General features: G+C 62.5%; 19 protein-coding genes. 7 read left to right on the top strand and 12 right to left on the bottom strand.

Annotated elements, in window-relative coordinates:
• The first annotated feature begins 1 nt into the window (after position 1).
• The 4 genes from trbF to AC58EF_RS14040 are packed head-to-tail and all read left to right on the top strand — an operon-like array spanning position 2 to position 3,124.
• Entirely contained in the window at positions 2-685 is a 684-nt protein-coding gene (trbF, locus tag AC58EF_RS14025; RefSeq protein ID WP_497276970.1) for a conjugal transfer protein TrbF, read from the top strand.
• On the top strand, positions 682-1,689 hold the full coding sequence (gene trbG, locus AC58EF_RS14030) for a P-type conjugative transfer protein TrbG (protein ID WP_066767320.1): 1,008 nt from the start codon (positions 682-684) through the stop codon (positions 1,687-1,689). Before trbF ends, trbG begins: the two co-directional genes overlap by 4 nt.
• Complete coding sequence (locus AC58EF_RS14035; protein WP_066767323.1) at positions 1,686-2,906, top strand: TraB/TrbI/VirB10 family type IV secretion system protein; 1,221 nt, start codon at positions 1,686-1,688, stop codon at positions 2,904-2,906. The genes trbG and AC58EF_RS14035 overlap by 4 nt, the downstream gene beginning before the upstream one ends.
• A complete protein-coding gene (locus tag AC58EF_RS14040; protein WP_066767326.1) occupies positions 2,903-3,124 on the top strand; it encodes a DUF2274 domain-containing protein in 222 nt (73 codons plus the stop codon). Before AC58EF_RS14035 ends, AC58EF_RS14040 begins: the two co-directional genes overlap by 4 nt.
• Positions 3,125-3,129: 5 nt before the next feature.
• Here the strand turns inward: AC58EF_RS14040 and AC58EF_RS14045 are convergent, their stop codons facing one another.
• From AC58EF_RS14045 to AC58EF_RS14060, 4 genes are all read right to left on the bottom strand, one after another.
• A complete protein-coding gene (locus AC58EF_RS14045) occupies positions 3,130-3,435 on the bottom strand; it encodes a hypothetical protein (protein ID WP_497276972.1) in 306 nt (101 codons plus the stop codon).
• Complete coding sequence (locus AC58EF_RS14050; protein ID WP_066767330.1) at positions 3,435-4,382, bottom strand: LysR family transcriptional regulator; 948 nt, start codon at positions 4,380-4,382, stop codon at positions 3,435-3,437. Before AC58EF_RS14050 ends, AC58EF_RS14045 begins: the two co-directional genes overlap by 1 nt.
• A 152-nt stretch (positions 4,383-4,534) precedes the next feature.
• Positions 4,535-5,848 (bottom strand): ATP-binding protein, encoded by a 1,314-nt coding sequence (locus AC58EF_RS14055; protein WP_497276974.1) that lies wholly within the window; start codon positions 5,846-5,848, stop codon positions 4,535-4,537.
• Positions 5,849-5,865: 17 nt separating this feature from the next.
• On the bottom strand, positions 5,866-6,525 hold the full coding sequence (locus AC58EF_RS14060) for a winged helix-turn-helix domain-containing protein (RefSeq protein ID WP_066767335.1): 660 nt from the start codon (positions 6,523-6,525) through the stop codon (positions 5,866-5,868).
• An 87-nt stretch (positions 6,526-6,612) separates the two neighbouring features.
• Here AC58EF_RS14060 and AC58EF_RS14065 point away from each other — a divergent pair, with 87 nt between their 5' ends.
• Together AC58EF_RS14065 and AC58EF_RS14070 are read left to right on the top strand one after the other, a co-directional pair.
• A complete protein-coding gene (locus tag AC58EF_RS14065) occupies positions 6,613-7,419 on the top strand; it encodes a TlpA disulfide reductase family protein (protein WP_066767337.1) in 807 nt (268 codons plus the stop codon).
• The gene (locus AC58EF_RS14070; RefSeq protein ID WP_066767338.1) at positions 7,416-8,102 is read left to right on the top strand and encodes a DsbA family protein; all 687 of its coding nucleotides are present in this window, start codon (positions 7,416-7,418) and stop codon (positions 8,100-8,102) included. Before AC58EF_RS14065 ends, AC58EF_RS14070 begins: the two co-directional genes overlap by 4 nt.
• Before the next feature lie 39 nt (positions 8,103-8,141).
• Here the strand turns inward: AC58EF_RS14070 and AC58EF_RS14075 are convergent, their stop codons facing one another.
• From AC58EF_RS14075 to AC58EF_RS14105, 7 genes are all read right to left on the bottom strand, one after another.
• Positions 8,142-9,575, bottom strand: a complete 1,434-nt coding sequence (locus AC58EF_RS14075; RefSeq protein ID WP_066767340.1) for an efflux transporter outer membrane subunit — start codon at positions 9,573-9,575, stop codon at positions 8,142-8,144.
• Positions 9,562-10,725, bottom strand: a complete 1,164-nt coding sequence (locus tag AC58EF_RS14080; RefSeq protein WP_066767342.1) for an efflux RND transporter periplasmic adaptor subunit — start codon at positions 10,723-10,725, stop codon at positions 9,562-9,564. Before AC58EF_RS14080 ends, AC58EF_RS14075 begins: the two co-directional genes overlap by 14 nt.
• Positions 10,718-13,900: an efflux RND transporter permease subunit gene (locus AC58EF_RS14085; RefSeq protein ID WP_066767345.1), complete on the bottom strand. Its 3,183-nt coding sequence runs from the start codon at positions 13,898-13,900 to the stop codon at positions 10,718-10,720. The genes AC58EF_RS14080 and AC58EF_RS14085 overlap by 8 nt, the downstream gene beginning before the upstream one ends.
• 146 nt (positions 13,901-14,046) lie before the next feature.
• Positions 14,047-15,222 (bottom strand): cystathionine beta-lyase, encoded by a 1,176-nt coding sequence (gene metC / locus AC58EF_RS14090; RefSeq protein ID WP_066767349.1) that lies wholly within the window; start codon positions 15,220-15,222, stop codon positions 14,047-14,049.
• Between the two features lie 52 nt (positions 15,223-15,274).
• Positions 15,275-15,841 carry a TetR/AcrR family transcriptional regulator gene (locus AC58EF_RS14095; protein WP_197421581.1) on the bottom strand — a complete coding sequence of 189 codons (567 nt, stop codon included), beginning with the start codon at positions 15,839-15,841 and terminating at the stop codon, positions 15,275-15,277.
• 92 nt (positions 15,842-15,933) lie between these two features.
• Positions 15,934-16,635 carry a DsbA family protein gene (locus tag AC58EF_RS14100; protein ID WP_066767354.1) on the bottom strand — a complete coding sequence of 234 codons (702 nt, stop codon included), beginning with the start codon at positions 16,633-16,635 and terminating at the stop codon, positions 15,934-15,936.
• A 17-nt stretch (positions 16,636-16,652) separates the two neighbouring features.
• Positions 16,653-17,222, bottom strand: a complete 570-nt coding sequence (locus AC58EF_RS14105; RefSeq protein ID WP_066767355.1) for an OsmC family protein — start codon at positions 17,220-17,222, stop codon at positions 16,653-16,655.
• 114 nt (positions 17,223-17,336) lie between these two features.
• Here AC58EF_RS14105 and AC58EF_RS14110 point away from each other — a divergent pair, with 114 nt between their 5' ends.
• Positions 17,337-18,311, top strand: a complete 975-nt coding sequence (locus tag AC58EF_RS14110; RefSeq protein WP_497276975.1) for a C-terminal binding protein — start codon at positions 17,337-17,339, stop codon at positions 18,309-18,311.
• 98 nt (positions 18,312-18,409) lie between these two features.
• On the opposite strand, the gene AC58EF_RS14115 is transcribed toward AC58EF_RS14110, so the two are convergent.
• Positions 18,410-19,594 carry a bifunctional alpha/beta hydrolase/OsmC family protein gene (locus tag AC58EF_RS14115; protein ID WP_066767357.1) on the bottom strand — a complete coding sequence of 395 codons (1,185 nt, stop codon included), beginning with the start codon at positions 19,592-19,594 and terminating at the stop codon, positions 18,410-18,412.

The following is a 19,594-nucleotide window of genomic DNA, read 5'->3' on the forward strand; positions in this document are numbered from 1 at the left end:
CATGTTCCGACGACCCTCCATTCGTTACAGCCAGATGCCCGAACCCGTCACGCCCTATCAGCGCGCGGCCCAGGCATGGGACGACCGCATCGGCTCTGCGCGCGTGCAGGCGCGTTCCTGGCGAATGGCCTTCTTCGGCGCGCTGGCGCTCTCGGGCGGGCTTGCTGTCGGCCTGGTCTGGCAGTCGACACGCGGCCATATCGTGCCGTGGGTGGTTGAGGTCGATCGGCTCGGCGAAGCGCAGGCGGTCGCCCCGGCCGAGGCAGGCTACCGGCCGACCGATCCGCAGATTGCATTCCACCTTGCTCGCTTCATCGAGCAGGTCCGAAGCATTCCCGCCGATCCCGTCATCATCCGCCAGAACTGGCTTCGCGCCTACGACTTCACGACCGACAAGGGCGCGCTGGCGCTTAACGACTATGCGCGCGCCAACGACCCGTTCGCCAATGTCGGTCGGGTGCAAGTGGCGGTGGACGTGTCGAGTGTCATCCGCGCTTCACCTGACTCCTTCCGCGTGGCCTGGACCGAGCGGCGCTATCAGGACGGGCAACTGACAGCCACCGAACGCTGGTCCGCCATCCTCACGATCGTCGTGCAGCCGCCGCGCACCCCCGACGCACTGCGCAAGAACCCGCTGGGCGTCTTCGTCAACGCCCTCAACTGGTCAAAGGAGCTGTCACAATGACGCCTTTCCGTCGCTCCGCTTCGGCGGTCCTGCTTGTCTCCGCAACCGCGCTCGCCGGATGCGCCACCACATCGGCAAAGCCGCCCGCTATCACCTATGACGATCCGCCCGCCGGGATCGCCGCGACACCCGCCCCCGAACCGCCGCGCGCCGTCGAGGTGGTGACGATTCCCGAACCGCTGCCGCTTCCCGGCCAATTGAAGCCGGTCGGGGGTAGCGCTTCACCGCCAGAGCCCGCCGATCCGCGCCGCCGTGTAGGCGCCGCCAATGCCGCCGCCCGTGTCCAGCCGACGCGCGACGGCTATGTGAACGCCATCCAGCAATATCCGTGGACCGAAGGCGCGCTTTATCAGGTCTATACAGCGCCGGGCCAGGTGACGGACATCGCGCTACAGGAAGGCGAGCAGCTTGTGGGCGCGGGTCCGGTCGCGGCCGGCGATACGGTCAGGTGGATCATCGGCGATACGGTGAGCGGCGCCGGCCCCGCGGCGCGCGTGCATATCCTCGTGAAGCCGACGCGGCCCGACATCGCCACCAACCTTGTCATCAACACCGACCGGCGCACCTATCATCTGGAATTGCGCGCGACGCCCTCGACCTACATGGCGTCGGTATCGTGGACCTACCCGCATGATGCCCTGATAGCCTTGCAGGGACGCAACGCCGCCGCCGCGAACGCCGCGCCGGTCGCTGCCGGTCTCGACCTCTCCGCGCTCAACTTCCGTTATCGGGTCGAGGGCGACCGCACGCCCTGGCGTCCGGCCCGCGCGTTCGACGATGGCAGGCAGGTCTTCATCGAGTTTCCTCACCAGATCTCGCAGGGCGAGATGCCGCCCCTGTTCGTGACGGGAGCGGCGGGCGATGCCGAGCTGGTCAACTACAGGGTGCAGGGCCGCTATATGGTGGTGGACCGTCTGTTTGCCGCCGCCGAACTGCGTCTGGGAGACCGCCGCGAGCAGCGCGTGCGGATCGTGCGCGATGATGGGCGGGAGCGCCGGCCGTGACCGATCCTGTCGATACACCCGCAACCGAACCCGCAGCACCGCAGCGTGCGCGATCCGATCCGGGCGCCTTTCAGCTTCGGGGCGATCCCCCCCGCGTCATGCGTCTCTCGCGCAAAACACTGGCTGCTCTCGGCATCGTCGCCGGGCTCGGCATTGGCGGTTCGCTCATCTATGCGTTGAAGCCGCCCGGCGAGAAGCAGGATAGGGAGCTTTACAGCACTGAGAGCCGCGCCACCGCCGATACCATCACATCGGGACCGAGCGACTATAGCCAGGCGCCGCGCCTTGGTCCGCCGCTTCCGGGCGACCTCGGCGGCCCGATCGTCTCGGCGCAGCAACGCGGCGAGGATGTGCCGGTGCCGCCGATCGGCGCGCAGCCGGACCCGCGCGCACAGGCCGAGGAAGCCGCCCGGCAGCGTGCGCAGCAGGAACGCGAGTCCGCGCGCATGAGCGGCGTGTTCCTCGGGGGAGGCGGCGGGAGGCCGGCGCCTATGCCTTCGCTTCCCGCGCTGCCGGGCATCGCCGCGGCCGATGCCGCTGCGCCGCAACCGGACCAGGCTCCGCAGAGCGATCAGGCCGCCAAGCGCGCCTTCATGGAGCAGGGCGCGAGCCTGCGCACGGTGAGCGCCGAGCGGCTTATCGCGCCGGCATCCCCCAATATCGTGCAGGCCGGCAGCATCATCCCGGCCGCGCTCATTACCGGCATCCGCTCTGACCTTCCCGGCCAGATCACCGCCCAGGTGACGGCCAATGTCTATGACAGCCCCACCGGGCGAATCCTGCTCATCCCGCAGGGCGCGCGGCTGATCGGCGAATATGACAGCGAAATCGCCGCAGGCCAGAATCGCGTGCTGCTCGCATGGGATCGGCTGATATTGCCGGACGGCCGCTCGATCGTCCTTGAGCGCCAGCCCGGCACTGATCCGGCCGGATTTGCGGGACTGCAAGACGGCGTGAACCAGCATTGGGGCAATCTGCTGCGCGCCGCCGCCATTTCGACCTTGCTTGGCGTCGGGGCCGAGCTGGGCGCGGACAGCGAGGACGATCTTACCCGCGCGTTGCGGCGAGGCTCGCAGGACACCATCAACCAGACCGGCCAGCAGATCGTCCGACGACAATTGAACGTCCAGCCGACGATCACCATCCGGCCGGGCCATCCGCTGCGGGTAGTGATTACGCGCGACCTTGTATTGGAACCGATCGGAGGTAGGCGATGACGAAATTGAAGCTGGGACCACTGGCCGACGATCGCCCCGTCAAGCTGTCCGTAGAGCTGTCCGCGCCCGTCCATCGCGACTTGCAAGCCTATGCCGCGGCGCTTGCGGCCGAAACCGGAGGAGCGCCAGTCCCGCCCGAAAAGCTGATCGCGCCGATGCTTGCCCGGTTTATGGAAACCGACCGGGCCTTTCGCCGGCATCGTGCGCAAGGGAATTGAGCGTTTCAGTTCCCCATGAAGCGGCGGAACCGATCCTTGCCCTCCGCTTCGATCACGGCCTGTTCGGCATTGGCGCATTCATCCCCGCGCACCGAGCCTTCCGCGCATTGCGCCCTGACCTGTCGCGCTTCATCGAGATGCGCCGCGAAATACTGTATGCCGCGCGGATCGGCCGGGGCGGCGATAGCTGGCGGTGGGCTCGCGACCACGACGGCTTGCTCGGCGGGCGCAACGATCGGGCGCACGACAAAGCCCGTCCCGAACCCGACGACCAGCGCGACCAGCACGATGATGATTGTCCTGCCTTGCATCATGACGGCTCCTTTCCCGGTTGTGGCGATGATAACGGCGGCCTCGAAATAGCTGGCTGAGAATAGCGGATCGCCACGAAATCCAGAAATCGGCGCAGGACCGGATTTTCATTATCCTCGCGCCAATAGCCCGAGAAGCCGATGCGGGCATGGCCGTTGGTTTCGTGGACTTCGCGGAAAATGACTCCCTCGACTTGAATGCCGAGCGCGGATTCAGCGACGATGGAAATATGGTTGCCAAGGGCGATGACGCTCAACACTGTGTCGCGTCTGACATCCTCGACGTCGATCTCCGGCATGTAACCGGGCGTCCCGAGCTTACCCAGGAGCATGTTGCGCGTCTCGAGGCCGGGATCTCGCTCGGTCAGCAGGAACCGCTCCCCGGTCAGATCGGGCCAGTAAATGCGTTCGCGGGTTGCGAGCGGGTGGCTTTCGGGCATCGCGACCAGAATGCGCTCGCTCCAGAAGGGCCGGGTTACAAGCCCTGGATATTGGGTTTCGCCAATCATGATCGCGATGTCGAGCAGCCCGCTTTCCAGTCCGGCGAGCAGCACATTGCGGTTACGCTCGAAGCCCCGCAATTTCACGTCGGGAAACCGCTCTCCAAACTCGCTCAGGGTTGCCCGCAAATTGCCGGCCGAGAATGAGGTATAAAAGCCGAAGGCCAGCCTGCCGGCTCCCCCTTCGCGGCTCGTGCGGACCCAATCGTTCAGCTCCTCCCAATCGGTCACGATCCGCTGGGCTGTCCGCAGATAGGTCTCTCCGTCGCGGGTAAGCGTCGCGCCGCGCGTCTTGCGGTCGAACAGCGTCATGCCCAGCCGTTTCTCGACATTGAGGATATGTCGGCTGAGCGTCGCTTGCTTGATGTTGAGATTGCGCGCTGCCCGGCTGAAGCTGCCAGCCTCGGCCGCCGCGATCAGATAGCGGAGTTGGCGCAGTTCAATCACAACGCAAATCGGAGCGTGCCATCTGACCGATCGGGCTGTTCGGAGAAGACAAGCGAATTTGCATGACGGCTGTAGTTCCGCGCGAACCTTAAGCGAAGCTTACTTGCTATCCGGAGCAAGCGCTGATGGTCAGAACTCTCAGCGATACTAACCTAATCGCTTTGCGTTATATGTGCAGGCTCGATACAAATTGTGGCAACAAGACCAGAGGGTTCCGCACAACGGAGGACCAAACGGCCGCCAACCGAGGCGATTGCTGCTTCGACTATCGAAAGCCCAAGCCCGCTGCCCGGAGCATCGGTGCCGTCACCACGCTCGAAACGCCGCCGGAGCCGATCCCTGTCTTTTGGCGCAATGCCGGGGCCAGCATCGGCGACGCGCAACTCCAGTTCACGATCCTTCGCGCATGAAATCCGCACGCTTCCCCCGGATGCGCCATGAAGGATCGCATTCTCAACCAGATTGCCGATAGCGAGCACCAACACTTCCGGCTCGATCGCGACCAGAAGATTGCGGCAAGTCGTCTCGATGTGGAGCGTTACGCCGTTCGTGCGTGCAAGCGGCTCATAGGTTTGGGCAATTTCATCAAGCACGATGCCAAGTTTGGCGCGGGGAGGGGGATCGCTGCGCACGCGCCCTTCCTCCCGCGCGAGGTCGAGAAGTTGGCGGACGAGGCGGCTTGTTCGATCCACCGAAAAGGTGATGCGTTCGAGGGCATGATCGCGCATCGCGCCATCGCTTGCCCGGCGTGCCACTTCGGCCTGGGTTTTGAGGCCCGCGAGCGGGGTCAGAAGTTCATGGGCCGCGTTCGCTACGAAATCCCGTTCCGCGCGGCGAGCGGCATCGAGGCGAGACAAGAGACCATCCATCGCGTTCACGACAGGAGCCAGCTCGTTTGGCGCATTGGTAATTCCGAGAGGGGAAAGCATGTCCGGCGAGCGCACCTCAATTGTCTGTGCCAGCTTGTCCAGCGGACGCAGGCCGCGCGAGATGCTGAGCCAGAAGAGAATGGCGAGGGCGATCAGCCCGACGATCGCAGGCAACAGCAATCCCATAATCATGCTGGAGATCAGCTTGTCGCGAACGATCAGATTGTCGCCGACCATGACGCGGATGCCGCGTTCGGGATCGACATGGGTATAGACACGCCAATGCGCGTCCCCGATCGCGCGTTCGGAAAAGCCGGGCTTACCGCTGGCGAGCGGTGTTTCGGGTGAGCCGCCTGAGTGGCTGAGAAGTTCACCGCGCAGCGACCAGATCTGGCAGGATAGTTGCCGGTCGTAGGGCGTGCGAGGCACGCTCTGAGCTATAGCTGAGGCGGGAACATTGAGCGCCGCGACCATTCGGGCCGCTTCCACCAGACGGCTATCCAGCACCTTTTCCACTTCGGCTCGCGTTGAAAATGATGTCCAAGCGGCCGCGCCGGACCACACGAGCATGGTGACGGCCGCGACCAGCGCGAACAAGCGAATACGCAGCGAGTTCATGGGCGGGCGATCCGATAGCCCTCGCCGCGCACCGTTTCGATCCAGTTACGGCCGAGCTTGGAGCGGAGCTTATGGATATGGACTTCGACCGCGTTGCTCTCGACTTCCTCCTGCCAGCCATAGATGCGATTTTCGAGCTGGGCGCGTGAAAGGATATGGCCCGGATGCGCGACGAGCGCCTGGAGGATTGCATATTCACGGCGGGAGAGAGGAATTTCCTGCCCTTCTAGCCGGACCTGGCGGAGCGCTTCATCGATCGTCAGTGTGCCCAGGACAATCTCGTTATGCGCGCGTCCGTTGGATCGGCGCAGCAGCACACGCAGACGGGCCGACAGCTCCGCAAGATCGAATGGCTTGCCAAGGTAATCATCTGCGCCGCCATCCAGTCCGTCGATGCGATCCGAAACGAGGTTGCGCGCCGTCAGCAGGAGAATTGGCGTCGTGATGCCCTCCGCTCTCCATTCGGCGAGCAGATCCAGCCCCGACCCATCGGGCAGACCGATATCGAGCACGATTGCAACATGATCGCCGCTGGCGATTCCAGCGCGCGCGTCCGCGCAGCTCGCGACGGCATCGACCTCAAATCCATCGAGGCCAAGCCCGGCGACCAGTCCGTCGCGCAGCACATCGTCATCCTCGATCACCAGTATTCGCATCGTTCCTTCCGATCAGGTGGCAAGCTTACCGCACACTTAAGGCGCGCGCTAAGCCTGTCTTAAGTTTGCCATCCAATCAGGGAAGCGATGGACGGCGTAATTCAGCTTGGCCCCTTGATGCTCGCGAGCGATCGGTTGTTCGCGGTCGTAGCGCTGTGGCTGTTTCTCAGCTTCGGCACCTGGATCGGCACGCGCACGAAAAGCCGTGCGGGACGTGCAGCATGGATCGCCGCCATTGTGGGCATCCTAGCTGCACGCCTCGCCTATGTCGTAGAGAATTTTACGGCGTTTGCGGTCGAACCCTGGACGGTCCTTGCATTCTGGCAGGGTGGATTCACTGTCTGGGCGGGCGTTGTCGCCGCGGCCGTCGTGGTCGCCTTGCTGCTTGGACGGCAGCGCGCGACGGGAGGGTTGCTTGCGTCGCTTGCCGCGCTGGGACTGGCGCATATGGGCATGACGCACTGGCTTGCACCGTCCGCCCGTCCGCTGCCTCAAGGCATAGTTCTGGCCCATATGGACGGTCAGCCATTGCCGCTCGACAGTTTGCGGGGGAAGCCGTTCGCGCTCAATCTCTGGGCGACCTGGTGCCCACCCTGTCGCCGCGAAATGCCGATGCTGATCGATGTGGCCAGCGGCTCAAAGGTGCCGATCCTGCTGGTGAACCAGCACGAAGGGCAAGCCGCGATCACCGCCTTTTTGAAACGCGAAAAGCTCGCGGGGTCGTCAATCGCTGTCGATCCCAGCGGTGTATTAGGCGAAGCCGTCGCCGCCCAGGCGTTCCCTACAACCCTTTTTGTCGATGCTGGTGGACAGATCCGCACGATCCATGCCGGTGAAATCTCGCGCGCCGCACTGATGGCCGCAATTCGTGATCTTGAAAGGAATCCGAGATGAAAAAATTACCGCTCATAGGTGGGATTGCCGCTATCGCGCTTGTCGCCGGCGTCGCTGCCGTGAGGGCGGGCGATGATGGCGCTCACGCGCAGTCGACAACGGGCACAGCGAATACGCAGACATCGGCCGAAGGGGAGCGTATCCGGCATGAGATCCAAAACGATCCGGTCGCGCCGACTGTCGCTCCGCAAGGTTACGACGTGACGATCGTGTTCTTCACGGATTACCAGTGTCCCTATTGCCGGAAAGTGCATCCCGTCCTTGAACAGTTGCTCAGCGAGGACAACAAGGTGAAGCTGGTCTATCGGGATTGGCCGATTTTCGGCGCGCCTTCTGTGGAAGCGGCGCGCGCGGCGATTGCCTCCAAATATCAAGGTAAGCATGCAGCGTTCAACGATGCTCTCATGCGCTCGCAGGGGAGACTCAGTTCGGAGTCCATCCGTGCGGCCGCCAATCAAGCCGGGGTCGATTGGGCCAGATTGCAGACGGATTTGGCTGAGCACCGCTCCGAGATCGATCAGACATTAGGCCGTTCGAGCAATTACGCGGCCATGATGGGCCTGTCTGGAACACCGGCCATGCTTGTCGGGAACTATCTTATTCCCGGCGCGGTCGACCTGCCCGCCATGCGCGAGGCGGTCGCAATGGCGCGTTCCCAAGGCCAGCAGCCGCAAGCGCAATAAGGGTTGAGGTGAAATCCCTGCAAGCCGCGTCCCAAACCGTCAAGGGAGGGCGGCTTGCAAGGGTGTGTCAGTCCCGCCACCGATCGCCCGCACCAGCGCAATCGCGGCCCTGCGCTGATCGACCGAGACCCTGATGTTGTCCTGTTGGGCTGCCAGCGATGCCGTCTGCGCGGTGGTGACTTCGAGATAATCGGCCGCCCCATCGCGATATCTGTCGAGTGCGAGATCTTCGGTCCGCTTTGCAGCGGTGGCCGCCTCCTGCTGCCGGATATTCTGGCGATAGAGAGCATCGATCCGCGCCAGGGCATCCTCCGTCTCTTGAAAGGCTCCGAGCACGGTGCCCCGGTAGTTGGCCGCCAGTTCCTCATATTGGGCTTTGCTGAGCGCCAAGCGGGCCTTGCGCCTTCCGCCGTCAAACAAGTTCAGCACCGCGCTTAGTGGTCCCAACCCCCAAAAGCTGGTCGGCGCACTGATAATCGGTGCGCCGGTCGCCTGATAGCCGCCGGTCAAGCCCAACGTGATATCCGGAAAGAAGGCGGCTCTTGCTACACCGATCCGGGCATTGGCGGCGGCAAGACGGCGCTGGGCCGCTGCGATATCGGGACGCCGCTGAAGCAGCTCGGCAGGTAATCCGCTGGGAAACGCCGGAAGGGCCGAAAGACGCTCTTGTGGCGGCACAGAGAATGTCGAGGGCATTTCGCCGATCAGGACGGCAAGTTGGTGTTCGACTTGCGCATGGTCGGCCTTGAGCGCTTCAGCGCGGGCGGCCACGCTGGAAAGCTGCGTCTGTGAGCGGCTGACATCGACGCCAGAGGCGATGCCACCATCATGGCGCGTAACGATGAGCTGGTGCGCGCGCTCATAGGCCGATACGGTCTGATCGAGCAGTTGCTGTTCCGCCTCGATACCGCGCAGCCGGATATAGAGATCCGCGACCATGGCCTGAAGGCTGAGGCGGGCCGAGCGCAGATTGGCAGCTTCGGCTTCCGCATCCTCTTGCGCCGCACGCACGGAATTGCGGACGCGGCCCCAGAGGTCGAGTTCGTAGGATAGGGAACCGCCTACGATAAACTGATTGGCCGTCACAGGATTGCCGGGGCCTATGGGGCGTCCCGCCGACAATCTCTCGCGCGAAGCCGAGCCCTGTGCGTTAAGGGTTGGATATTGCTGTCCTCCCGCCTCGCGCGCGTTGGCCAATGCCTGATCGTAGCGGGCAAGCGCGGCCGCAAGGGTAGGCGTCGTTGTATCCACCTTTACCATCAGCCCGTCGAGAACGGGATCGCCAAAAGCGTGCCACCAATCGCCGCGATCGAGTGCATCGGCAGGCGTCGCGGTCGTCCAGTCTGCGCCGTGATGGAATGACGCCGGGACCGCCATCTTCGGGAGTTCAGGGGGATCGACCGTCGCGCATCCAGCAAGGATGAAGGCGAGAGGGCTGAGGGCAAGGAAAGCCGGGAAACTAGCTTGTCGCATTGTTGGCCTTCGGCGTGTTTGCGCGGACCACGCGAACCTGTTCGCCTTGAACGAGGGAATCGGGCGGCGTCAGGACGATCCGGTCGCCTGCGGAAACGCCGGACAGGATTTCGATCGTCTTGCCCTGGTCCCTGCCAACTTGAACCGTGCGCAAGGAAACCCGGCCCCTGCCGTCGACAACAGCAACCCGCGCGCCATCCGATCCGAGGATCAATGTGCTGGCCGGAAGCTCGAAGGCCCCGGCAGCGCCCGATACGGGTATCCGGACATCGGCATAGGTGCCAGGGCGCAGGCGCCGAGCGCGATTGTCCACGAGAAATTCGACAAGCATCGTGCCCGAGCGCGGTTCAACGGCGTCAGCCATGCGAACCAGTGTCGCTTCGAATTGCTCGCCCGGCTGTCCCGGCAGCGAGAATTGCGCGCGGAGACCTTCGGAAAGACCATACATGGCCGTCTGCGGAACGCGAACATAGAGCCGCAAGCGACTGACATCGGCAATCGTGAACAGCGGTTCGCTCGCCGCGCTTCCGGCATTTACCAGCGCGCCGAGCTGCGCTGACCGATTTGTCACCACGCCGTCGAAGGGCGCCTTGAGCTGCGTGAACCCGCGCATGGCGCTCAGGCGGCCGACATTGGCCTGTGCAGCCCGCGCGCGCGCGTCAATCGAGGCAAATTGTCCGCGCTTTTCGTCGCGTTCCTGCCGCGACACCGCATCCTTCGCCAAAAGGCCCTCCCAGCGATCAGCGCTGATCCGGGCCAGATCGCGATCGGCCGCGGCGGTCTGGTAATCGGCCTGCGCCTGGGCAAGCTGCTGGTCGAGTTCGGGGGCTTCGAGGATAGCGAGCGTCTGACCGGCGCGCACCCTGTCGCCGATATCGGCACGCCAGGCCCTGACATAGCCGCTGACCCGCGCATTGATTTCGGCGCGGTTCCAGGCTTCGAGCGAGCCGGGCAGCACGATTTGCCCGGCCTGGGCAGGTTGAGGCTGCACAATGCTCACATTGGTCATGGCATTTTCTGCCGCTATGGCCGCCTGATCGTGTTCGGCGGCGCTGCGCGCCATCAGGCCGCCGCCGACGAGGGCGAGGACAAGGAAGGCACCAGCACCAGCATAATACCAGCGCCGCTTTCCGGAAGGTTGGTCAGACATGCTTGAGTTCCAGTTCCCGTGCAGGTGAGGCGGGCGCACCCTTGCGGTGCGCGAAGCTGAAGAGGGCGGGCACGAACACAAGAGTCGCGACCGTTGCGAAGATGAGGCCGCCGATGACGGCCCGGCCAAGCGGCGCATTCTGTTCCGCACCTTCGCCGATTCCGATCGCCATCGGCGCCATGCCGATGATGATGGCGAGCGCGGTCATGATGACAGGCCGGAAGCGGACGGTCGCGGCATCGAGCGCGGCCTGGATCGCATCGCCCGTTTCGGCGAGGCGTTCCCGCGCGAAGCTGACGACAAGGATGGAGTTGGCTGTTGCGACCCCCATGCACATGATCGCGCCGGTCAAGGCTGGCACGGAGATCGTCGTGCCGGTGAGGAACAGCATCCAGACAATGCCCGCAAAGGCTGCGGGCAGCGCGCCGATGATGACCAGCGGATCGACCCAGCTTTGGAAATTGACGACGATAATGAGATAGATGAGCGCGATCGCACCGATCAGGCCGAATGCGAGGCCCGAGAATGCCTGGTTCATCGTTTGATATTGTCCGGCAACGGTGACGGTAACGCCCTTGGGCTTTTCCTTCTCCAGTCCCGCAATGGCGCGCTGGACATCATTCACCACGGCTCCCAGATCACGCCCCTGTGCAGTCGCGTAGAGATTGACCATTGGCTGGATGTTGGCGCGGCTGACCACGGAATAGGTCGTATCGCGCGAGACCCGTCCCAGACCCCCCAGCGTTTGCGATTCGCCTCCCGTCGCCGATGAGATCGGCAGCGATTCCAGCGAGGCAAGCGTGTCCAGCCGCATTTCAGGAACCTGCGCGACCACCGGATAGGAGACGCCATTCTCCGGGTTCAGCCAGTAAACAGGCGCGGTCTGCTGGGTGCCAGCAAGCGCCGTGGCGACGTTGTTGGTGACGTCGCGCTGGGTGAGACCATATTGGGCAATGCGCGCGCGGTCGACATCGACGTTAATTTGCGGCGCGCGGGACGATTGCTGGATGCGCGCGTCGGCCAGACCGGGGATGGCACGAACGCGTTGCAACAGCTTCTTGGCATAGGCTTCGTTCGCGACGAGGTTGCGACCGCTCACCTGAATATCGATCGGCGCCGGAGAGCCAAAGTTCAGGATCTGGCTGGTGATATCGGCAGGGAGGAACGCGAAATCGATGCCGGGGAAGCTCTTGGGGAGTTCGCGGCGCAAATCCGCGACATAATCCTCTGTCGGTGCGTGGCCCCTCTGAAGCGTAATCATGATGTCGCCCTCATGGGGACCGACCGTGCCGGAGTTATTGTAGATGACATTGAGTGGCGCAGTCGAAAGGCCGATATTGGCCACCATCGATTTGATGTCCTTCGCAGGCACCAGCTCGCGCACCCGCTTTTGAATCTGGGAGAACATCGAGGCGCTATCTTCGAGCCGTGTGCCCACCGGCGCGCGAACATGCAGGGTGATTTGCCCGGCATCGACGCTGGGGAAGAAGTCGCGGCCGAGTGTCGGGATCAAAAGAAGCGAGGCGACCATCGCCGCCAGAAAGGCGGGCATGAAAATCTTGCGAACGCCAAGAATGCGAGAAAGGAAGCCGCCGAAACGATCCTTCTGCCGGTCGAACCAGGTCGAGAAACGATGCTGGAAACGCACCAGAGGGTTTGGCGATGCCGCGCGCTTCTCCTCATCCCCGTGGTGATGAGGGCGCAGCAGATACATTGCCATCGTCGGGATCAGGGTGCGCGAGAGGATGAAGGAAGCGATCATGGCGAAGATCACGGACAGCGCCATGGGAACGAAGAGATAGCCTGCGACGCCGGGCAGGAAGAACATCGGCACGAAAACGATGCAGATGCAGGTGACGGCGACAAAGGCGGGCGTGACGATCTGGACGGCGCCGTCCATGATCGACTTGAGCACCGGCTTTCCCTTCTCAAGATGCCAGTTGATATTCTCGATCGTGACGGTGGCGTCGTCCACGAGGATGCCGATCGCAAGGGCGAGGCCGCCCAGCGTCATGATGTTGAGGGTCTGTCCGGTCGCGCCGAGTGCGAACAACGCGCCAAGGATCGCCAATGGAATGGTAGTGACGATGATGATCGTCGATCGCCATGAGCCGAGGAACATGAGGATCATCAACGAGGTCAGCACGGCCGCAAGCACGCCTTCATAGGCGACGCCGGACACGGCCGCCTTCACCAGCACGGATTGGTCGCCGATCAGCTCGACTTTCAGACTATCGGGTAAACCTTCCGTGATCGCCGGGAGGCGCTTTCGGATCGTATCGACGATGGTGAGGGTGGAGGCCGCACCGCTCTTGAGCGTAGTCATCAGCGCCGAACGCTGTCCGTCCACTTGCACGATGTTGGTCTGGGGCGGAGCACCATCACGCACCTGGGCAATGTCGCGCATGAAGATGGTCGCGCCGTCGACGACCTTGATCGGCAGGTTGTTGAGCTGTTCGACCGATCCCGGCGCGTTGTTGAGGCGAACATTATATTGCAGTCCGCCGATCTTGGCGAAACCCGCGGGCGTGATCTGGGTCTGTGCGGCAATCGCGGCAGCGACGTCGCCGGCGGACAACCCTTTGGAGCGCAATGCTTCGGGATTGACGTCGATCTGGATCTGCCGCTGTTTGCCGCCGAAGGGGAAAGGCATGGCAACACCCGGCACGGTCACGAGTTGCGGGCGGATCTGGTTGGCGCCGAGATCATAAAGCTGCTGCTCGCTCAGTCCCTCACCCGCAAGCGCAACCTGCACGATGGGAACGGTCGAAGCGTCATAGTTGACGATCACCGGAGGCGTCGTGCCTGGCGGCAACTGGCGGAGCATCGTTTGGGAGATCGACGTGACCTGTGCCGTGGCGGTGCGGATATCGGCGCCGGGCTGGAAATAGACGCGCACGACCGCGATGCCGTTGAGCGATTGGCTCTCGATCCGGTCGATGTCGTTGACCGTGGTGGTCAGCACGCGCTCGAAGGGATTGACGATGCGCCCGGCCATGTCCTCGGGCGACAGGCCGTTATAGGTCCAGGCGGCAGCGATGACCGGGACGCCGATGCGCGGGAAGATATCGACGGGCATCCGCAGCACGGAGAGCAGGCCGAGGCCGAAGATCAGGATGGCCATGACGATGAAAGTCAGCGGCCGCGTCAATGCGACCCGCACCAGTGCGATCATCGGCCGGTGCTCCCCAAGGGGCTGTAAGTGCAAAGCATTGATAATTCCTCCCGAACTTCGGGGGGAAAACAATTCCTAGCTTAAGGCTGTCTTATCGGGGGCAGGATTTTCCACGGAAGCGAAAAGTCCACGGGGAATGCGGGCGCTTAAGTGCCTTCCTTGGCACGGTTAAGGCGGGCAAAGCCGCGCGAAAGATCAGCAATCAGATCATCCGGCTTTTCCAGCCCGATATGCAGGCGAACAAGCTGACCTGGCTCTTCCCATGTGGTGGCCGAGCGTAAAGAGCGCGGGTCGATGGTCATAACCAGGCTCTCGAAGCCTCCCCAGCTATAGCCGATGCGAAACAGATCGAGGCCATCTATCATCGCCGCGACGGCTTCGGGGGGAGCCGCGCGGGTGACGAACGACAGCAACCCGGTTGCGCCTCTGAAATCGCGGCTCCAGAGATCGTGACCCGGATGAGAGGGAAGTGCAGGATAAAGGACGCGGGCGACGTCCGGTTGCGTTTCGAGCCAGCGCGCCACGGCAAGGGCATTGTCCTGATGGCGTGCAAGCCGGACATCGAGCGTGCGCAAGCCCCGCAGCGCAAGTGCAACGTCATCTGGCCCTACGAACTGACCAAGCTGAAAATGCATGTCGCGCACCTTGTCCCAGGCGCGTTGACCGCAGGCTATTGTGCCGAGCATCGCATCGGAATGACCGACGATATATTTTGTAGCGGCCATGATCGAGATATCGACGCCGAGCGCGAGGGGTTTCAGAAACAGCGGGGTTGCCCAGCTATTGTCCATGAGAACGAGCGCATTCCGGGCATGAGCGGCGGCGGCGATCGCCGGAATATCCTGAATCTCGAACGTGTGCGATCCGGGCGATTCGGTGAACACCGCCTTCGTATGGGGCTTGATGAGATCGGCAATGCCCTCTCCGACGAGAGGATCGTAATAGGTCGTCTCGATACCCATGCGCCGTCCCGCTGTATCGCAGAAATGACGCACTGGCCCATAGACGCTATCCGGCACCAGCAGATGGTCGCCTGAGCCGCAAACCGCGAGTATGGCGGTAGTGCAGGCGGCAAGTCCCGAAGGGCACAAAACCGTGCCTTCGGCGCTTTCCAGTGTGTTGAGCGCTTCGCACAGCGCGTCGGACGTGGGATTGCCCCAACGGCCATAGCGATAGCGTTGCGTGCCTTGCGCCATCGCATCGACGCTGGGAAAGGCGACTGTCGAACCGCGATAGACTGCCGGATTGACGAAGCCATGATGCGCTTCAGGATCGATTCCGGCATGGGCGAGCAACGTGGTGTCGCTGATTACTTTGTGCATGAGGATTGTTCCGTCCTGCGCGCTTCTTGTGGAATTGTGCGTTCGATCCGTTTCAACGGTCGGCCAGTGTCTTGCGAAGCGCTGCCAGCACCTGTTCGAAGCCTCTGGCACCGCCGAGCAAGCGTTCGACCATCAACGCTCCGCTCAGGCTGGACAGGATCAGCCGGGCGGTTTCGGCCACGTCGAGCCGTTCGCTGATTTCCCCGCTTCCCCGCCCTTCGGTCACTATCCGTTCCAGCCAGTCCAGATGATCGCGGAAGAATAACGTCACAGCGTCGGCCAGCTTCGGTGATATGCCGTCCCGTTCCGCTGCCAGCGCTGCGCACAGACAGCCGGTGCCCTCGTTGACGCTGGCGAGATAGAGGCGGCCGTAGGCCACGATCCGATCGACCGCATGGGAATGGGCTTTCTCGATCTCCGGAAAGGCCAGATCATAGCGTTCGCGGTAACGGCCCAGGGCGGTTTCAACGAGCGTTTCCTTGGTCGGAAAGTGATGATGGATGCTCGCCTTGGTGATGCCTACTGCTTGCGACAGGTCCGCATAGCTGAACCCGGCATAGCCGCGAGTGCGGATCAGCCGTTCAGCCTCTTCGAGCAAAGTGGATCGCGTGTCGGTCATCATCCCGTCATGTCGTCATTGGTTGTTTGTCGAACCTATAGGTCCAAACGGGAAGCTCCATAAGCCTCCCGTTCGATGTCGCAGGCCCGCGATCAGCAACCCTTGCCGTCGATACCGCACATCTGGCCCGATGGTTCGGGCATCGATGCGTAGCGGCGCAGCGCTTCGTCCAGATTGGTCTTGGTATCCTCGAAGGGCATGAAACCGCGTGCGAGCAGCGCCAGCTTTCCGTTGTCGAGGCGCATCAGCAAGGCGGGGAAGCCCTGGATGCCCATCTCCTGCACCATGCGCCGTTCGTCCATGACGCCAAGCGCGATATCCGGGCTGTCCATCAACTGACGGAACGCCGCGAAATCGATCCCGAAATGCGCCGCCATCGGCTCATAGGTCTGGATATCCTGAAGATCCTTGTTGTCGGCATAATAGGTCCGCTGGATCTCCGAGGCGATCGCCACGCCATCCGACACGCCGAGCCGCTGAAAAGCGATCATCGCGCGGGCAGGCATGGTCGAATTGAGGACATGCTTCGAGGTCTGGAGATGGCGAATCTCATTCAGATAGTCCGCGCCAAACTCCTGGCCGGAGAGCTGGGTGACGCGCTCATGCATCCCCATGGGATCGGGAAACCGGCCGAACATTGCGGGAAGGGGCGTGTCTGTGGGGATCATGCCCCCGTTGATGACCTGGATATCCAACCGATCCGCATAATCCGCCGCGATCTTGCCGATCACACCGCTGAAACCGTAGCACCAGATGCAATAGGGGTCGGTGATATAAAGAAACTGCGCTTTCATGATGTTCCTTCCCAAAATCAGGCGTCAACCCACACCGAGCGCATGGTGAGCTTGGGATTGAGGCGGATGGCGTTCGCGACATTCCAGCGATTGGGCGAGGTTTTCACCACAGCGTCGTGAATCTGCTGGAACTGTTCCGGCGTGAAATCGCCGTCCATGATGATTTCATAGTCGATGGAATCGTAGCCCGGCTTCACCGCATCATCGAGGCCGAGAAAGCCGCGCAGGTCGAGCGCGCCCGAAGCGCGGATGGTCAACGACTTGAGAGTGACGCCCATCGTCGCCGCCGTCGCCACGATCCCCACGGTCATGCAGGCGTTCATGGCCGCGAGCAGAAGTTCTTGCGGATTGGGAGCGGTGTTTTCGCCAAGCAGCTCCACCGGCTCATCAGCGGCGATCTGAAATTCGCGGGCGATCTGCGTTCCGGACAATTCATATCCGGCAACCTTAGTGACGGATTTGGTGCCGCCCTGCCATTCGGTCGCCACGTCGAATTTGACAGCGCCCACAGCGGTGTCGGCTTTCACCTGTTCCGCAAAGCCCGCAAGAGCGGTGGTGTTGATGCCATTGAGTACCGAATCAGTCATACATGCCTCCTTGATTGCTAACCATCCAACTAGTAGATTGGTCGATAGGTGGCAAGAGGCGGTGACGTAGATGAGAGCCAAGGAAGGGTTTATGGGCAGGACGCAGGGCGCGGCATGACAAAGCGGGACGTTGCACACATGCCAAGGGTTTTGCTGACCGATCATCCATGGGAAGATCTGTCAATCGAGCAAGGCATACTGCGCGCGGCAGGCGCGCAGCTTGTGGTCGGACCAATCGAAGCACCATCCGGGCAAAGGGTGGAAGAGATGGTGCGTGAGGTGCGCCCTCAAGCCATTCTGACCTGCTGGGCGCCTGTATCGGCGGCGGCAATTGCAAACGCTCCCGATTTACGGATCGTGGCGCGGCTTGGCGTTGGCCTCGACAATATCGATGTAAAGGCGGCGATGTCACGGGGGGCTTTCATCACGAACGTGCCGGACTATTGCACGCAGGATGTCGCAGACCATGCTGTGGCGTTGATCCTGTCCTGGCTCCGGGGAATCGTGCAGTTCGACCGGGCGGCCAAGCAAGGATTGTGGCAACCTGAAAGCGCCCGCTTCGACCGGCTTGCTGACCTCACGATCGGCATCGTGGGCTATGGCCGGATCGGCCAGGCCGCCGCGCAGCGCCTTGGCGGCTTTGGCTGCCGTGTTCTGGCCCACTCCCGATCATTGCGCTCCGGGGATGAAACCGTCGAACCTGTCGATCTTCCTACGCTCTGCACTCAGGCCGATGTGATCCTGCTGATGGTGCCGCTGACCAGCGATACCCGACATATGATCGACGACGCTTTCATCGCGGCATGCCGTCGGCGGCCGCTGATCGTCAACGTCTCGCGCGGCCCTCTTGTTGACAATGCTGCGTTGTTACGTGGCCTCGAAAACGGCGCGATCCGGGGTGCGGCGCTGGATGTGATAGAGGGAGAGCCGATTCCCCCACGTGAAATCATGGTTCACCCGGCAACGGTGATTACACCTCACATTGCATTCGTCTCAGATGCCGCGCTTACCGAGTTGCGGACCCGCGCCTGTGAACAGGTCGTGGCGGCGCTTGGCGGCCTGGAACCCCCAAATGCGGTTTGTCTATGAGGCGCAATGCGCAAGGTTCAAGACGCTGAGGCGGGCACGATCCAAATGGCTCCGAGATCAGGCGCGCCCACGGCCTTTCTTTAAGTGACGGTCGGATATTATCGCGACACCAGACTTGTCGTTACTTCTGATCCTCGCACCAGCGTAAGATCCACGGGGCAGCGATCCGCGATCGATACAAGTTTGGCGCGCTGCTCATCATCGAGCGGGCCTTCGAGCGTTATGACGCGCTCAAACAGGTCGGCCGGAGTTTCGCCCGGTCGCTTGAGATGCTTCACCGTCGTGCCCGCTCGTTCGAGCGGAAAACCCTTTCGCCCGGCATACATGCGAATAGTCATTACTGTGCATGCCGCCAGCCCGGCAGCTACCAGTTCGTAGGGCGAAAGGCCGCTACCAAGGCCGCCGACCGACACCGGCTCATCTGCCAGAAAGTGGTGTTCTCCGCTCCGTATAGTTAGCTGAAACGCGCCTTTGCCAGTTTCGAGAGCCATGACGCCTTCACCATGAGAGACATCTTCAATATCCTCTTCAATGGGTGGCAGGTAACGGGATGCCCATGCCGCGATAACGGTTGCAACATAATCGGCATCTGCATGGCGGGTGAGAAGATGATCGGCGTCATCGAGCGAGATGAAGCTTTTGGGATGCCAGGCAGCTTGGAAGATGCTGGATGCGTTGCCGATGCCTACGATCTTATCGCCGGGCGCGTGCAGGATAAGTATCGGGCGGCGCAGCTCGCGCACCTTGGTAAGCAGATCCTGTGCACGTACATCATCGATGAAACTGCGATGAATCACATAAGGTCTGCCAGCCAGTTCGGTTTGCGCCGTACCTTTCTCTTCGGCCCTCGCCAGCGAGTCGGGATCAAAATGGCGCAGCACATCGCCGACGTTCGCAGGCGCCCCGATGGTCGCAACCGCCTTGACCGTATCGACGTCAGAAGCAGCCGCCAGGATCGCCGCGCCGCCGAGGCTATGACCGATCAAAAGCGATGGCGGCATGCCAGCTTCGGCCATGGCACGAGCGGAGGCTACCAGATCATCAACGTCGCTTGCAAAAGTGCCTTCTCTATCGCCGCCCAGACCGGCGAAATCAAACCGCAACACGCCGATCCCCGAGCGCGCCAGCGCACGCGAGACACGGACAGCTGCGATGCTGTCTTTCCCGCATGTGAAACAGTGCGCGAAAATGGCCCAGCCTCTGGGTGTCGCCTGAGGTTGCTCAAGACGGCCCACCACGCGCTTGCCCGAGGCGCTGTCAAAATCGAAGGTCTGTTGAACCAT

This window comes from Sphingobium sp. WR1, from assembly GCF_059693745.1.

What these genes read in the sequence shown, in the direction of transcription:
- trbF (WP_497276970.1), top strand. Translation starts at nt 2, where the DNA reads ATGTTCCGACGACCCTCCATTCGTTACAGCCAGATGCCCGAACCCGTC.
- trbG (WP_066767320.1), top strand. Translation starts at nt 682, where the DNA reads ATGACGCCTTTCCGTCGCTCCGCTTCGGCGGTCCTGCTTGTCTCCGCA.
- AC58EF_RS14040 (WP_066767326.1), top strand. Translation starts at nt 2,903, where the DNA reads ATGACGAAATTGAAGCTGGGACCACTGGCCGACGATCGCCCCGTCAAG.
- AC58EF_RS14045 (WP_497276972.1), bottom strand. Translation starts at nt 3,435, where the DNA reads ATGCAAGGCAGGACAATCATCATCGTGCTGGTCGCGCTGGTCGTCGGG.
- AC58EF_RS14060 (WP_066767335.1), bottom strand. Translation starts at nt 6,525, where the DNA reads ATGCGAATACTGGTGATCGAGGATGACGATGTGCTGCGCGACGGACTG.
- AC58EF_RS14065 (WP_066767337.1), top strand. Translation starts at nt 6,613, where the DNA reads ATGGACGGCGTAATTCAGCTTGGCCCCTTGATGCTCGCGAGCGATCGG.
- AC58EF_RS14070 (WP_066767338.1), top strand. Translation starts at nt 7,416, where the DNA reads ATGAAAAAATTACCGCTCATAGGTGGGATTGCCGCTATCGCGCTTGTC.
- AC58EF_RS14075 (WP_066767340.1), bottom strand. Translation starts at nt 9,575, where the DNA reads ATGCGACAAGCTAGTTTCCCGGCTTTCCTTGCCCTCAGCCCTCTCGCC.
- AC58EF_RS14080 (WP_066767342.1), bottom strand. Translation starts at nt 10,725, where the DNA reads ATGTCTGACCAACCTTCCGGAAAGCGGCGCTGGTATTATGCTGGTGCT.
- AC58EF_RS14085 (WP_066767345.1), bottom strand. Translation starts at nt 13,900, where the DNA reads ATGATCGCACTGGTGCGGGTCGCATTGACGCGGCCGCTGACTTTCATC.
- metC (WP_066767349.1), bottom strand. Translation starts at nt 15,222, where the DNA reads ATGCACAAAGTAATCAGCGACACCACGTTGCTCGCCCATGCCGGAATC.
- AC58EF_RS14095 (WP_197421581.1), bottom strand. Translation starts at nt 15,841, where the DNA reads ATGACCGACACGCGATCCACTTTGCTCGAAGAGGCTGAACGGCTGATC.
- AC58EF_RS14100 (WP_066767354.1), bottom strand. Translation starts at nt 16,635, where the DNA reads ATGAAAGCGCAGTTTCTTTATATCACCGACCCCTATTGCATCTGGTGC.
- AC58EF_RS14105 (WP_066767355.1), bottom strand. Translation starts at nt 17,222, where the DNA reads ATGACTGATTCGGTACTCAATGGCATCAACACCACCGCTCTTGCGGGC.
- AC58EF_RS14110 (WP_497276975.1), top strand. Translation starts at nt 17,337, where the DNA reads ATGACAAAGCGGGACGTTGCACACATGCCAAGGGTTTTGCTGACCGAT.
- AC58EF_RS14115 (WP_066767357.1), bottom strand. Translation starts at nt 19,594, where the DNA reads ATGGTTCAACAGACCTTCGATTTTGACAGCGCCTCGGGCAAGCGCGTG.